11 protein-coding genes and 1 tRNA gene are annotated in these 15045 nt (G+C 40.3%); 1 reads left to right on the forward strand and 11 read right to left on the reverse strand.

Annotated features, from left to right (window positions below):
- Positions 1-7: 7 nt before the first annotated feature.
- From G586_RS0103170 to G586_RS0103220, 11 genes are all read right to left on the reverse strand, one after another.
- A complete protein-coding gene (locus G586_RS0103170; RefSeq protein WP_026526541.1) occupies positions 8-2176 on the reverse strand; it encodes a cell division protein FtsA in 2169 nt (722 codons plus the stop codon).
- A complete protein-coding gene (gene coaE / locus G586_RS0103175; protein ID WP_242831960.1) occupies positions 2176-2784 on the reverse strand; it encodes a dephospho-CoA kinase in 609 nt (202 codons plus the stop codon). Before coaE ends, G586_RS0103170 begins: the two co-directional genes overlap by 1 nt.
- On the reverse strand, positions 2771-5497 hold the full coding sequence (gene polA, locus G586_RS0103180; protein WP_026526543.1) for a DNA polymerase I: 2727 nt from the start codon (positions 5495-5497) through the stop codon (positions 2771-2773). The genes coaE and polA overlap by 14 nt, the downstream gene beginning before the upstream one ends.
- A gap of 23 nt (positions 5498-5520) precedes the next feature.
- Positions 5521-5847, reverse strand: coding sequence for a zf-HC2 domain-containing protein (locus G586_RS0103185; protein WP_026526544.1), 327 nt, complete (start codon positions 5845-5847; stop codon positions 5521-5523).
- Positions 5848-6199: 352 nt separating this feature from the next.
- A complete protein-coding gene (locus tag G586_RS0103190; RefSeq protein WP_026526545.1) occupies positions 6200-7567 on the reverse strand; it encodes an MFS transporter in 1368 nt (455 codons plus the stop codon).
- Between the two features lie 52 nt (positions 7568-7619).
- Positions 7620-9047 (reverse strand): glycoside-pentoside-hexuronide (GPH):cation symporter, encoded by a 1428-nt coding sequence (locus G586_RS0103195; RefSeq protein ID WP_026526546.1) that lies wholly within the window; start codon positions 9045-9047, stop codon positions 7620-7622.
- A 6-nt stretch (positions 9048-9053) separates the two neighbouring features.
- Positions 9054-10535 (reverse strand): DUF6937 domain-containing protein, encoded by a 1482-nt coding sequence (locus tag G586_RS0103200; protein WP_026526547.1) that lies wholly within the window; start codon positions 10533-10535, stop codon positions 9054-9056.
- Complete coding sequence (locus tag G586_RS0103205; RefSeq protein ID WP_026526548.1) at positions 10528-13020, reverse strand: glycoside hydrolase family 2 protein; 2493 nt, start codon at positions 13018-13020, stop codon at positions 10528-10530. The genes G586_RS0103200 and G586_RS0103205 overlap by 8 nt, the downstream gene beginning before the upstream one ends.
- 194 nt (positions 13021-13214) lie before the next feature.
- Positions 13215-13297, reverse strand: a tRNA-Leu gene (locus G586_RS0103210).
- A 185-nt stretch (positions 13298-13482) separates the two neighbouring features.
- Positions 13483-13761 (reverse strand): hypothetical protein, encoded by a 279-nt coding sequence (locus tag G586_RS0103215; protein WP_026526549.1) that lies wholly within the window; start codon positions 13759-13761, stop codon positions 13483-13485.
- A gap of 21 nt (positions 13762-13782) precedes the next feature.
- The gene (locus G586_RS0103220; protein WP_051204464.1) at positions 13783-14532 is read right to left on the reverse strand and encodes an alpha/beta hydrolase; all 750 of its coding nucleotides are present in this window, start codon (positions 14530-14532) and stop codon (positions 13783-13785) included.
- A gap of 239 nt (positions 14533-14771) precedes the next feature.
- On the opposite strand from G586_RS0103220, the gene G586_RS0103225 reads away from it, so the two are divergent.
- The gene (locus G586_RS0103225) at positions 14772-14972 is read left to right on the forward strand and encodes a hypothetical protein (RefSeq protein WP_026526551.1); all 201 of its coding nucleotides are present in this window, start codon (positions 14772-14774) and stop codon (positions 14970-14972) included.
- The last annotated feature ends 73 nt before the right edge of the window (positions 14973-15045 follow it).

Raw genomic sequence — 15045 nt, forward strand, 5'->3', positions numbered from 1 at the left:
GTATTTTCTACTTCCAATAGACTTCTATACGATCTCCCTCATGTATAGCCTGCATATAATCAGGAGTTCCACCATTTAGGGTCGTAACTATTGATCTTCCGTTAGGTCTCTTTAGATCAAAATCTATGACATCGAATATATCTACAAAAATATAATCCGATTTTCCATGAAGTACAATAGGCTCATTATTAACTGTTACATGAAGATCATGTGTTATTACACGTCTTGCAGGCGCTGAAGCCCTTGGAGGTGCTGTGGTTGTCACTCCGCCACTTATGCTTACACTTCCGTCTTCATTTTCTTCGAGGTCAAAATCTGCGTCAGCATCATAAGAAGACTCTTCGTTCTCCTGCTCGATGGCAACCTCATCTGCATCCGGGAAGTTAGCATAGTAATCCATGATAGCATCTGCCCCGGTCTTAAACTCAACCTTGAAGTTCTCATAGACAGGTGTATCACCGTTTGCTACTTCATTATTAACAGTAATTACCATATCTTCGGACAGATCAATATCAAGCAGCTCAGCTATCTGCGCAGCTGTCTCATAATCCAGAATCTTGATCTCATCGCCGGACTGAATATTGTAGTAGCCTGTCTGGACTTCACCATTAACCTCAGCAGTTCTCGGTACATCGATACTCTTTCCGTCAACCGTTATATTAAAGGTTCCGCCAAATTCAGGAATATCACTTATTTCACTCTTACCGGGTTTACCTACTGTTGAACTGGTTACCTCGATAATGTCATTTGCATGAATCTTGGTATGAATATCAGCAGGTGATCCATTTAGTGTTATAATTGCAGGTTCACCGGGCTCACCTCTTACCATTCTCTCCTGTCCGTTGACTGAAAATCTAAGCTCCTCGCCTCGTTTCGGGAAGAGATCCTCATTAGGAAAATCTGCCTGCATTGCTGCATCTACGATAGCAAGCTTACCGTTGTCATATATCTTGGTCTGTTGTCCGTTGAAGGAAACAAATACAAAGTTATTGGACTGCTCATAGAAGCTTATGCAAATTCCAAGAGGTGTGACCATAAGAGAATCACGTTCAATGCTGTCATCATCATTGAGGAAGCGTATGCTCTTCATAACTTCCTCGCCTCGAAGTGCAACACGCTCTTCAGGAATCTTCATCTCCTTAGCAAGAGCTTTTGTGTAGCCCGGAACACAGCCGCCGCCACCTACAACAAAGACAGCACTTACAGACTTATTGCCGTTGAGCTGCTTAATCTGCTGAGTTACCATCCTAGACATTTTCTCAACAAGGGGCTTGATCATCTTGCCGATTTCTTTTGCAGAGATTGTCTTTTCAAGGCCCATGATGTCAACATATTTAACCTGATCCATGTGACTTGCGTCTATTTTTATCTGATCTGCGGTATTAAAATCAACAAGGCAATGCTGAGCAATTATCTCAGTAATTGAATCGCCCGCGATAGGAAGCATTCCGTATGAGGTAATAGTTCCATCGTCAGTAATACAAATATCGGATGTACCTGCACCAACATCAACGAGGGCGAGGTTCAGCATTCTGAACTGCGGAGGAATAGCAACCATCATCGCAGCTATAGGCTCCAGAGTCATGTTAGCAACCTTAAGGTCTGCTCTTTCGCAGGCTTTATAAAGACCATCAACACAGTCATCCGGAAGGAAGGTTGCTATAAGATCGATGGCAACTCTGCCGGCATTATGTCCCTCCAGATTAGCTATCTGATAATCATCCAGATAATAATGCATTACAGAATATCCAACCAGATAAAACTTCATGTCTGACTGGTTCTGTGCAAGGAATTCCTGATATGCCTTCTCAACAGCCTTAGACTCCAGGTTATAAATTTCTTCCTGAGTCAGCTCTCTGTTATCAGTGAACTCTTCCTCGAAGTTTGTCTTCATTGTTCGAAGCACACGACCAGCGGCAGCTATACACACATCTGTCAGATGAATCTCTGTCTTCTGTTCAAGCTTTTCCTTTACACGCTTTATAGTAGCTCCAACCTTGCCGATGTCATGGATCTGTCCATCAAGCATAGCTCTGGTTTCATGCTTTTCTACGCACTGAGCAATGACATTGAAGATTTCATCCTCCATGTAGCCTACTGTGCCCACCACGCTTCTTGTTCCGATATCAAGACCGAAAACTACATTTTTTTCAGATTGTTCTACCATCTCAGCCATTAGTTTTCCCCCAGCTTTAAATCAATTTGCCTTTTAGTGTCATTTTCATCGCCGCTATTATCTATTACAAAATCCGCATATTTGCGAAATTCTTCATCACGTAGCTGCCCCTTTAAAATGTCATCGATTTTCTCATCAGAATAGCCTCTTGAAGCTTTAAGACGTGCTCGTCTGACATCCTCATCAGCATATATATACCAAAGTTCATCGACTACTTTGTCATAGCCGTTTTCTATAAGAAGTGCTGCTTCTATAAAAAGATAATCCAGTATCTTCCTGCTTTTTTCCTTCTCTATTTCACCGAAGATGTAATTGTTCACCGCAGGATGAAGTATCTCATTTACCTGCTTTAAAAGCTTTTCATCCGAGAATATCTTTGCTGCCATTTTCTTTTTGTCTATCTCTCCGTCTTCCCCAAGTATTTCATCGGAAAGAAGCTCGACAATAGGCTCGTAGCAGCTTTGCCCCTTTAGCTTAATATCATTTGCCACCTGATCGGAAAAAATGATACGACAATTGCAGCTTTCTTGTATGTAATTAAGTACTGTGCTTTTACCGGCTCCGACTCCGCCGGTTACCCCGATTACCTTCACTTTATTTTGCCTCAAACCAATCGGAACCAGTGTGGCATTCTGCCTCGAGCGGCACAAGAAGATCTGCTGAATTTGTCATCTCTTCTTCAAGAATGGCCTTAACCTTAGCTTCCTCTTCAATCTTAGTTTCTATCAAAAGTTCATCGTGTATCTGCAGAATCATTCTGGAAGATAGCTGTTCCTTCCTGATTCTTCTCCATACACGGATCATCGCAATTTTCATTATGTCAGCGGCAGTTCCCTGAATCGGCGCATTCATTGCGACTCTCTCTCCAAACTGTCTCTGCATAAAGTTGCCTGACTTAAGCTCAGGCATCGGACGCCTTCTGTTATAGAGTGTTACTGCGTAGCCTTTTTCTTTGGCATCTGCTACAGCACCATCCTGGTAAGCCTTAACTCCGGGATATGTGGCAAGATAATCCTCCATATACTTTTTAGCATCGGATCTTGAGATATTAAGGTCCTCACTAAGACCGAAGGCACTTATTCCATAGACGATACCAAAGTTTACAGCCTTAGCATTTCTTCTCTGTATATCAGTAACATCTTCAAAAGGTATGCCAAATACCTTGGATGCTGTAATTCTGTGAATATCTCTGCCTTCATGATATGCATCAATAAGGCCCTTATCCCCTGACATATGTGCAAGGATTCTGAGCTCAATCTGTGAGTAATCCGCATCAGCAAAAATATATCCGTCCTTAGGAACAAATACTTTTCTGATAGCTCTGCCAAGCTCAGTCCTCATGGGAATGTTCTGAAGATTAGGCTCTGTGGAGCTTATTCTTCCCGTAGCTGTTATTGTCTGGTTGAAGCTTGTATGTATTCTCTCGTCAGCTTCGATATAAGCCGCAAGTCCGTCCGCATATGTGCTCTTAAGCTTTGTAAGTCCTCTGTATTCAAGAATATCCTTAACGATAGGATTCTCAGGAGCCAGCTTTTCAAGCACATCTGCAGCAGTAGAATAACCGGTCTTGGTCTTCTTACCACCCTTAAGTCCCATTTTTTCAAACAGAATCTCTCCAAGCTGCTTGGGAGAATTTATGTTAAACTCCTCACCGGCCTCGGTATGGATACTTTTTTCAAGTTCATCGATCCTACCTGTTAGGCGCTTGCCATAGAGCTTTAATTCCTCGCGCTTAACAAGGATTCCCTCTCTCTCCATATCATATAAGATATAGCTAAGAGGCATCTCTATTTCATTCATAAGAGAAAGCATCTGTGAATCATCAAGCTTCTTCTCTATGAGAGGCGCGGCCTTGAAAGCAACATAGGAAAGATATCCTGTGTACTCTTTTCTAAGCTGCTTATCAGCGTTTGCAGGATTCTCTTTTCCAAAAATCTGAGCCTTCGATCTAATGGTCATCTGAAGATATTCAGAAGCAATATCCTCAGGCATATAATCATTTTTAAGAGGATTGTTTAAATAAGCTCCTATAAGGACATCAAAGGAGCCTTCCTTCTTGTCCTCATAATGATCCACTTCGTATGGAGTAAAGTATCTGTAGGCATGCTTTATATCGTAAAAAGAAAGCCTGCAATCCTTAGAAAGCCCGGATAGCTTTTCTTCCACGAAAGCCGCCGTTATTTCATCATTAAGTTCAAAATACGAAACATTATCATCAGCAAAGCAAATACTTACACCGAGAAGATCAGTTGTTTCCGCCGGTTCCTCAAAAAGTGAGAGCTGACCGATTTTTTCAGCCTTTTTCACACCCTGAGAATCAGAAATAATACCGATTCCTATAAATTTGCTACTGTCACCCGAAGCGTATTTTGCTGCAGCCTTAAATACATCTTCAGCTTCTGCCTTAGTATTTATCTCTTTGAAATCGATCTTAACCTCTGTCTTAGTTACATTGCCGTCAAATTTAGAGAGTAGATTCCTGAAATTGAGCCTCTTAAACATTTCATAGGCTTCGCGATTAAAGATGTCATCTATTGTGGCATTTTCAAAAGCATAGTCAAACTCAGCGTTGACATCGATGGTAGCGAGCACCTTACTTAAGTCGCATAGATCTCTGTTTGCTGCAAGTGACTCACGTATCGATTTCTTTGAAATGTTATCAAGGTTATTGTAAATATTTTCAATTGAGCCATAGGTTGTCATGAGCTCAATCGCTGTCTTCTCTCCGACCTTGGGAACCCCCGGAATGTTATCGGAAGAATCTCCCATTAGTGCTTTTAATTCGATAAACTGTATAGGATTTACCTTATATAGTTCCTCTACATCCTTGGCAAAATAGTTTTCAATTTCTGTTTTGCCGGCCTTAGTCTTGGGTATCCTTACACAGATGTGCTCTGTTGCAATCTGGAGTAGATCTCTGTCACCTGATACAAGCCTTACCTCCATGCCCTCTCTCTCACCGCGCTTCGCGATAGTGCCAAGGATATCATCAGCTTCAAGTCCGGGCTTCTCCATGCGGCAGATATTCATGCTATCGAGAACTTCCTTCATAAGAGGTACCTGTTCTCTAAGCTCCTCAGGCATTGCCTTTCTTGTTCCTTTATATTCAGGATATATCTTATGTCTAAAAGTGGGTTCATGGACGTCAAAAGCAACAGTCAGATAATCAGGCTGCTCCTCATCCATTAGTCTGAATAGAATATTCAAGAATCCATAGACGGCTCCTGTATGCAGTCCCTCTGAGTTTGTGAGATCAGGGAGACCATAGAAAGCTCTGTTCAATATACTATGTCCGTCTATAAGTAATAATTTTTTCCCCATTAAAATATTCCCCGGTTAAACTTTTATCTAAGTGCTATTGAAAGTGCTATTGCAGCTATAATTTCAAGAACGACCATAACCTGCAAAAAATATGCAGTCTTCAAAAGCCGCTTTCTGAGCCTGAGTCTTGTCCAGGCATCATTCATAGTGGATTGTAGTTCGTTTGATAAATTAAAGGTACTACCATCCTCAAGTCTCTGAATACCTGTTTCAATCAAAAACTGTATCGTAAGCTCTTCTTTGCAGCTCTTGCAAGAGTCTATATGATTTAAAAATGATTCAAGAGAATAGTTATCCAGCTCATCACCTAAAAAGTCCGGTATCATTCTCTGAAATTCCTTACAATCCATAGTATCGCTAACCCCAATATCTTGTATGAACATAATATCGCAAAGCATACTACTAAACAATATATAGCATACACCAAAACTGTCCACTTTACAATGTCATTGGGCCAAGCGTGGGGGATTTATAAAAGTGACGCTGATATTGTAAATATCTGATTCTCAGACCTCTGATTGCTTACGCAAAATCGGTCTGAGAATCAGATTTTTTTATATCAGCTGGATGTTCATATAGGCCACGCTGTGGGAATGATATTTTGGTGTGGAGTATTGGTTAGTGCAAGGTCAAGGTAGAAATAAAAAGGCCCAATGAATTGTTTTATTCATTGGGTCTTTTGTTTTGGTTAAATATTATTTGTTAAGCTGCTTTTTTGGTTTTTTTTAGTTCGTCGATCTTGCCAAGGATCATTTTTTCATTGTACATGAGGAATAGTGTTGCTCCGACAAGGCAGGTTACTGTGGCGATGACAGCTGTCATGCGGTATGATGCTGCTGTCTTTGCAACGGTTACGGATGTGAACACAACCATTGCAATTGCCTGACCCATCTTGAATGCAAAGGTTCTTGCTGCAAAGAACATTCCGCTTCTGTCCTCACCTGTCTCAAGTCTGTTCCACTCAGCAACATCTGCAACACATGCCTGAGGAAGAATACCAAGAATAGCCATGGGAATTGCTGCAGTAATCGCAATAATAAAGCCCCATGCAAGGCCCTTACCGCAAAGGGATGTGATAAGGAATACGAAGGAATAAGCAAAGAAACCTGTCACAATCAGTCTCTTCTTACCAACCTTAGGCGCAAGCTTATTAACCACAGGGTACAGAAGTACGCTGATAAATGTCATTGTAGCAGTAAGTGCAAAGGTCCATGTATCCTCAATCTCCATGAGCTGTGTCTCATAAAACGCAAGACCTGTCTGGAAAAGAGTAAGTGCAAAGAAATAAATCACATCACTGTAAACGAATCTTCTGAACTGTCCGTTAGAGAATGTTTTAAGCAGTGAGCTAAATGCCTTTGTCTGACTGGGCTTACTATCGATATAATCTCTTTCCTTTATATAGAAAGAAGGAATGAGCATTGCGATGCATGCTATTGTTGCCATTATTGCAACAGCAAGTCTTACAGAACCTGCCTGACCTGCAACACCTTCAAGCATTGAAGCAACATTGGGAAGCATGAAGGATATACTCTGTCCAACAATAAAAGTAAATGAAATGTATGTTGATACATTTATTCTATGTTCCTGTGTATCACCGAGCTCTGCAATAAGTGCATTGTATGGTGTGCAGAATATTGTCATGAACAGATAGAAAACCATAAGAAGTGCAAAAAGCACAACATCATTCACAACAACACTTCCTGTCTGAGGAAGTACAAAGAGACCGATAGTTGCAATCGCAAAAGGAATTGCAACCGTTCTCATGAAAGGAATTCTCCTTCCTCCCCTGTAGTTACTTCCATCTGACCATCCGGCGATAAGCGGATCTGTAATCGCATCAAAGATTCTTCCAACTGCAAGAACCAAACCAAAAAGTGTAAGTTTAAAAAGAATCGGGACCTGTGTTATACCCGTAGCAAAAATACCTGTGTTAGGATTTGTCGCGCTGGGGCTACCTGTATAATAGTAAACCATCCAGTTTGAAACCACACCGGACAGCAGGCTCCATCCGAACTGTCCAATGGCAAAAATCCATAGTAACCCATTAGTTATCTGCTTCTTATTCATTTGTAATACCCTCCCGCGTTCGTTTTCCCTAACAAACGCCCAATACATTAAATCATTTTCTGCTGGCAATTTCAGCAGTAATTTCCTCTATCTTTTCATCAGTTAAGACATATCTCTTCTTAAACCAGAAAATCGCAAAAATTATTCCAACAACCGGAATAGCTGTCATAGTCATTCGAAGCCCCATCTTCTGCATATTACTTACTCCGGCTGCATAGTTGATTGAAGCAGCATCAGCTGCTGTATCATTACTAAGTGAAAGTACCTGAAGTGCAAGCGCTGCTATAAACGCTGATATACCTGATGCAAGCTTTACAACAAAGGTCTGCATTGAAAAAATAACCGACTCATCACGTCTATTATTCTTAAGTTCGCCATAATCTACAGTATTAGCAAGAAATACTGTTGTAATTACAGAGAGCATTCCATTTGCTGAAAAAATGAAAAATGCAGGTATAAACAGAATATAAACATTATCCATTGATGTAGATGCAAGTATCAAAAGTGAAATATATCCTGCTATAGCCATTCCCATGCTGATAAAATAAATCTTTATGGAAGTGAAGAATTTTCTAAGCAGCGGATAAAGTATCATCATTGCAAGTATCTGTATTCCGCCACCAAAGGTAGAAAACAGAGTATATGCATCTCTCCATTTAATTCCACCGAAATCGTATTTAAAGAAATAAATAACAAGATTTGATGTAATATAAATCGAGCAGTTTACGATTACTATTGCCACAACGACAGCCATTGCCTGATCATTCTGTATTAGCGCTCTGAACATTTCTCCGACTGATGCTGTTTTCATATCAACTGTAGATTTTTCTTTTACGTTAATGCAGCAGATAACAGTGAAAATCACAAACAAAACAGCGATTATTGCTGAAAAATATGAAAATCCAACTCTTTCAATCTCTCTATCTGATACCAACTGTGGACCAAATACTCTTCCAAGAGCTGCAACAGACATTACTGTAACTATAGTAATGATTGCTGAACCCACTCCTGCACAGGAACGGGCAAGAGTTGTGAGACCTTCTCTCTCCTTACCACCTTCTGTAAATGCAGGAATCATTGACCAATAGGGGATATCCATCATGGTATAAGTAACGCCCCAGAGAATATATGTAACCGCAGCATAGGTCACAAGGCCGCTTCCGCTTAATGTGGGCGGCGCTGTAAACATCAAATACAGAACAATTGCATTAGTGATGGTTCCTATAAGCAGCCATGGTCTGAATTTCCCCCATCTTGTTTTGGTCTTTCCGACAATAGCGCCCATTATAGGATCGTTAAATGCATCAAATACACGGGCCACCATAAGGATTACGCCCATTGCTGCAGCACTTACTCCAAGAATATCCTGGAAATAATATAAAACGTATGAAGCAGAAAGCATGTAAACCATATCTTTTCCTACAGCCCCAAGGCCATATGATACCTTTGCTGCTCCTGATAATTTATTATTTTCACTCATATCACATTACTCTCCCTTTTTCATTCCCATGGCAAGTTCTACTACTTTGTATGCTCCATCGTAAAGCCCTGCCTTTTTATTCTCTATAATGTTCTCACACATCTCATCAAGAAGCGGTGTTGTAAGGAACTGATCCAGCATCTGAACCGTATGAGGTATGTCTCTGCACTCAAGAGTGCCGTCTCCCACCTCAGCTGAATGTATTGCGCCCCACATTTCATGCTTTCCAACTCTCTTGATAAATAGCTTGGGAACAGGATAAAATGCCAGTTCACTTGGCTTGGTAACAAGTACATCACAGCTTCTCATAAGAAGATTTGTGCAATAAACTGCCTCAAAAATATTTTCATGCCAAAATCCATGAATTCCGCTTATATCATTTGAAAGATCAAGCGCACACTCAGCAAATTTTTCAGTGTCCTTAAAGTCTCCAAGATGCTCGGTAACATGCTCTTTCATCTCAGGAATCTCATTTTTAAGATCTTCCCAAACCTGTTTGTAATCTCCAACATTTACATAAAGAGCAGCCTCTTTTGCTCCGATTTTAGGAAGCAGGTATTTGATTATAGCTGCGAAGATTTCCTTCTGAGCACCGGCTCCACCTATTGTAAGAAGGAATCTCATGGGCTTTTTGTCTTTTCTTCTGGCAGTTCTTGCAGCGCAGTCGCTCTCAATATTTGCTACAAGCTCATGATCGATATAGTGTCCTGTATAAACCAGATCCTTCTGCGGCATAGGCTTGCAGATTTCTTTTTTGTTCATACCGTTAAGAATTCTGTATCCCATATATGCATTCCTGCACTGGATTGTATGAACTGAGCCTTCCGAAAAATGAAGAGCCATCGGCCAGTTGTCCGGAACCGCATTCACAACATGCTTCATTCCTGCATGGATAGCGGCCTGCGCAGGCCATACATGAGTTGCAATAACCGGTATATCCTTTGGAACGTTTTTATAAACAGGTGCCATAAGCTCTGCATTTGCCTGATCTGCAGCATTATAAGAAAGTGCCCTGAAGCCCTCATAGTTTACAGGCTCCCATACAAGCTTATTAAATATCGGGTTCTTTGAAAGTCTTGACCCCAAGGAATAAAGGTCATTTTGGGCACTTATTACCTTAGTACAGGTTGTGTGGGGATAAGAGTTAAGATCCATCCAATAAGGTGTATACCCCAGGTGCTTTGCACAGGAAGCCATAGCCATGCTGATTCTGTAATGACCGAAGCCCATTCTGATGTTACCGACTATAAGTCCTTTTTCCTCATCAAAAGGAAGTGTTCCTTTTACATCGCTTCCTTCAGGCATAACTTCAACATTCTTAACTCCGAGGCTTTCACCTATATAAGCATTTTCCTTAATATTGATCGGATAATTGGCGTTTCTGTCATCTCCGAACTTCTTAATATTTTTATCTCTTGTTTTAATTGCCTTTCTATATACACTTTCAGGCATCTCATTTCCAAATATTACCCTGGATTTTTCAGACATTACCACTTATCCTTTCGTTAATCTTAAAATCTATTTCCTTCTTTATTTTTTCACCACCGGCTCTTAGGTTAATAGTCAATTTTCCTGTTGAGCCATGGTGCCTCTTGGATTTTACATAAGTGCCTGCCATACCACCCCTCATAGGAACAGTTCTCGGACCAATTATTTCAATTGCACCTTCAGCCTTAAGCTTCGCAGGCTCTGCAAAGAACGGAAGAACATTACCGTTCTGGTCAACAACCCTGATTCTTACAGCAGCTACGTCATAGGATCTGTTCTCCATAAGCTCCGTATGACTGACTGTTATTTCAAGGTCTACTCCTTTTACAGTCTCTTTTATTATTGTTGCAGCAACTTCTCCGTTCCTTATTGCTTCAAATTTGAATGAAGTTGCCTTTCCGCCCCAATCTCCGATGTATTTCTGGTAAATATCCACGATATCTTTAACCGACATTCTGTGGAAAGCCATCATTTCAAATCCCGTAATCTTATCTGATAAAGATAGATTGTTCATTCCATATCTGGCTGCAGTATTGAGTGCTTTTGTCACTCTTTTTGCAAATCCTTTGGAAAACTTTTCATTTTCCGCAAGGCTTTCCCCGATAAAATCGTCTACGAGTATCGGGCCATGATGGAGTTTTTTAAACGGAGTGTTTTTCGGATAGTACTCCTTAATAAACACGTCGTTTTTATACATCTTCACTGAATCAGCATTCGTAAATAGCCATATATCACCACGTATGCATTCGGGATGCTCTCCTATATCCATAGATGATGACAGCTCAAGAACAGTCTTATCATCTCCCTGCATCGCATAACTCATTGCTGCAAGCTTGGGATTTCTGAACATATCCATTACGCCGTGATAGCAGATCCTATCTCCCGATCCAAAGTCTTTGTGTGTGTTGTAGTCAAACATACACCAGCCAATGCCGCCTGCTATATCATTCTCACCGGCGATTGCATCCATGACTCTGATATGTCTTATGGCATGCTCAACCCTTGTGTCTTCACAGTCAAAGGCCTTGGTAGGATACATATGTCCGTTGTATTCCGTAACCATATATGCCTTATTCATATCAGGAGTAGCCTTACTCTTTTTTATACATCCCGGAGTCTTACCATTATGTGAAAAGTCGTTTAATGTGTATACATCCTCGAGAAGATTCATCTTGGTAGCTGCTCTGACACCGCCTGTCGCCCTTGAAGGATCAAGCTCATGAGAAATATGATTTGTCTTATCATAAAACTCATCATCATCGGCTGATTCATTTATCCTGACACCCCAAATGAATATGGAAGGATGATTTCTGTACTGTTTTATCATCTCTCTTTCATTCTCAAAGGCCTGTTTCTTCCATTCCTCATCACCGATGTGCTGCCATCCAGGCATCTCAGTAAAGACAAGTATTCCCATCCTGTCACAGGCATCAATAAAATCCTGTGACTGCGGATAATGCGAGGTTCTAACTGCATTAAGACATAATTCCTCTTTTATTATCCTTGCATCCTCTATTTGCATTGAAGCCGGCATTGCATAGCCAACATAGGGATATGACTGATGCCTATTAAGTCCTCTTAGCTTTAGCTTTCTTCCATTTAAGAAAAATCCGTCAGACTTAAAGGATGCGTTTCTAAAACCGAACTTGACTACCTTTTCATCAATTAAGACATCTGATCTGTACACGCGAACAACAAACTCATATTGTGCAGGATTCTTGATATCCCAGAGGACTACAGGAAGGGTATGATAATCAAGCTTCATTCTCTTCTCCGCAGCAACCCTGTTCAGCTCGGATTCATTTATATATTCGTCCTTGACAGTATCCGGAACTACTCCGGAAGCACGTCTAAGTGATTCTGTGACAGTGCACCCTTCCAGAGATCCATCTAACTTGATTCTCGCATGAAGGAAGGAACCTATCGCTCTTGGAACAACCTCGTCCTCACTTAAATCCGCAGCAAACACCTCCGGAACCTCTGTATAAACAAAAGCATCCTTAACATAAGTCTTATCAGATACCTCCAGATAAACATCTCTGTAAATTCCGCCGTAAGTCATGTAATCCACAACAAATCCAAAGGGCGGCACATTGAGATTTTCTCTGCTATCAAGCCTTACAACAATGGTGTTTGGCGAATCATATTTGATCTTATCTGAGATATCAAACTCAAATGCTGTATATCCGCAGGAGTGCTTACCGAGTAATTCTCCGTTAAAATAGATCGTCGCTTCATGAGCTGCACCCTCGAAATGAAGTGCCACTCTTTTTTCCTTCCAGATGTGGTCTGCTCTAAAGGTCTTACGATAGCAGCTCACCATCTGATAAACAGAATCATCAAAATAGTTAAAAGCTGTTTCCGCAACAGTATGCGGAAGCCTTACGTTTAAAAGAGCTGTATCCTGATAATCAGGCTTTATCATCTCTTCACTGAATTCATTCTTAAATTTCCACTCATTGTTTAAATAGAGTTTTTTTCTCATTTTCGATCCTCTGCTAATCCAGGAAACGTAGCGCAACATACACGTTTCCGTCAATTTATAGTAACATTCTGTGCCAATACTTACAAGAAACGAAATGCTCAAATCTCGTTTCCCTATTTTGTGCAATTGTACAATAAAAAATGGAATTAATTGAGAAAGGCGCTCAGGTTAATACCTGAACGCCATAATAATCGTGCCGGTGGTGGGACTTGAACCCACACGCCCGTGAGGACAACAGATTTTGAGTCTGCATCGTCTGCCATTCCGACACACCGGCCTGTCATAAGAATGGATCTCTATTGCGAAATCCTAATGCGCGAGCGGTGTTGCGAAGCAATTAATACCTCTCAGCAAGCTGCGACTCACCTATGTTAACATATCAAAATTGGATATTCAAGCACCAATAAAATATATTATGAATTAAACACAAAATAATTTTCTGTTTGTTTTAAAAATGAGCAATCAACCGTCCCATTCCTCATATTCAAAGGTGCATTCTTTCCTGCCGGCTTTTTTACCCAAAAGATAAAATACGCCTGCTATCACAATAACCCCAATAAATACTGATAATCCAATGATAATCATGTTCTTTTTATCATTATCAAGATCATCAAAGCGCTCACAAGCATATCCATATGCATCCTTTGCCTTAGTCCCCGTAAAAGCAAGAACCTTCTCTGCGCTTTTTTTCAGATCATCGATATCAATATCCTGCAAAGTTTTATCAAATAAACCAGCCATAATAATCCCCCTTATGCATGGTTAATCCATGTTTTCTTGTATAAATGATATCATTTCCTTGCCGGCTTTAACAACCTCTTTTCCATAAAAAACATGCCCTGCATCTGTTATCTGAATAATTTTCGCCGCCGGAAATTTCTTTCTTGCATCAAGGCTGTATGACATAGGAACAACCTGGTCTATATTGCCATGAAGAATAAGCACATTTCTGTCATATTTCTTCATGCAATCGCTAATATCAAGTGAAAAAGCGTCTTCATAATATTTTCTGCCAACCGGAAGACCAAATACCATGGAAATATCTTCAATCATATCCTTATGGGGATATTTGTTTTTAGCATCATCAAAAAGAACATACGCAGGATACAGAAGTACCATTGCTCTTATTTCTTTCGGAGCCTTTGAAGCAGCTATAGTAGAGGCAACGCCTCCCTGACTTTCGCCCATCAAAAAAATATTCTTCCTGTCCGCAAACGGAGCTTTCCTGATGTTTTCGATTACAGCCTGAATGTCATCACTCTCAGTAAGAACAGACATATCAGTCATCTTTCCATCACTTTTTGATAATAGTCCCCCGCCACAAAAATCAAATATGTAACAGCCGATACCTTCCCTTACCAGTAATTCCGCATAAGGTCTTGTTCCTTCCCGACTGCCACCGAACCCATGAGCCATTATTACAATGGGATACCTTCCCTTGGCATCGTCCGGTAAATATAGTTCCCCAGAAATGTGATACCCGTCTCTCTCCACTATATATGTCTTTTGCATATCAGCCTCACATATAATACAGAACGACATTTTTCCGATAACTATTTTATCAAAATACGATATTATTAACAAGTTTTGGACTATCTATAAACGGTTAAAAAAACATAAAAATAATCTTCATTTTTTCGAAAGAAATCTATTGAATTAATTTCATTATGTAATACAATATATAGTAGTTGAGGAGAAATACTATCAACAACATGTATGAATACTATTATTGAGTTTATATGGGGGTTCTTATGTCAGCTGTTTTAGCACAAGAATTTGATATTGATCTGCAGAGCGATAATAAAATTGATTATATGCTTATCAGACATATGCTTCGTTCCATAGGTCTTAATCATTGGTCTGTTTCCAAGGCAATGGATGAATATGACGTACCTGAAGAACAGCGCGAGATTTATATGGAGACAATTGCTGACAAGTTTTTTGTCAGTTAATCAAGATAGTTAAACCCTATTCCATAAGATGTAAAAATGGACATTATATAATGTCCATTTTTGCTGTACTTAT

This window comes from Butyrivibrio sp. VCD2006, from assembly GCF_000423925.1.
Taxonomy (GTDB): Bacteria; Bacillota; Clostridia; order Lachnospirales; family Lachnospiraceae; genus Butyrivibrio.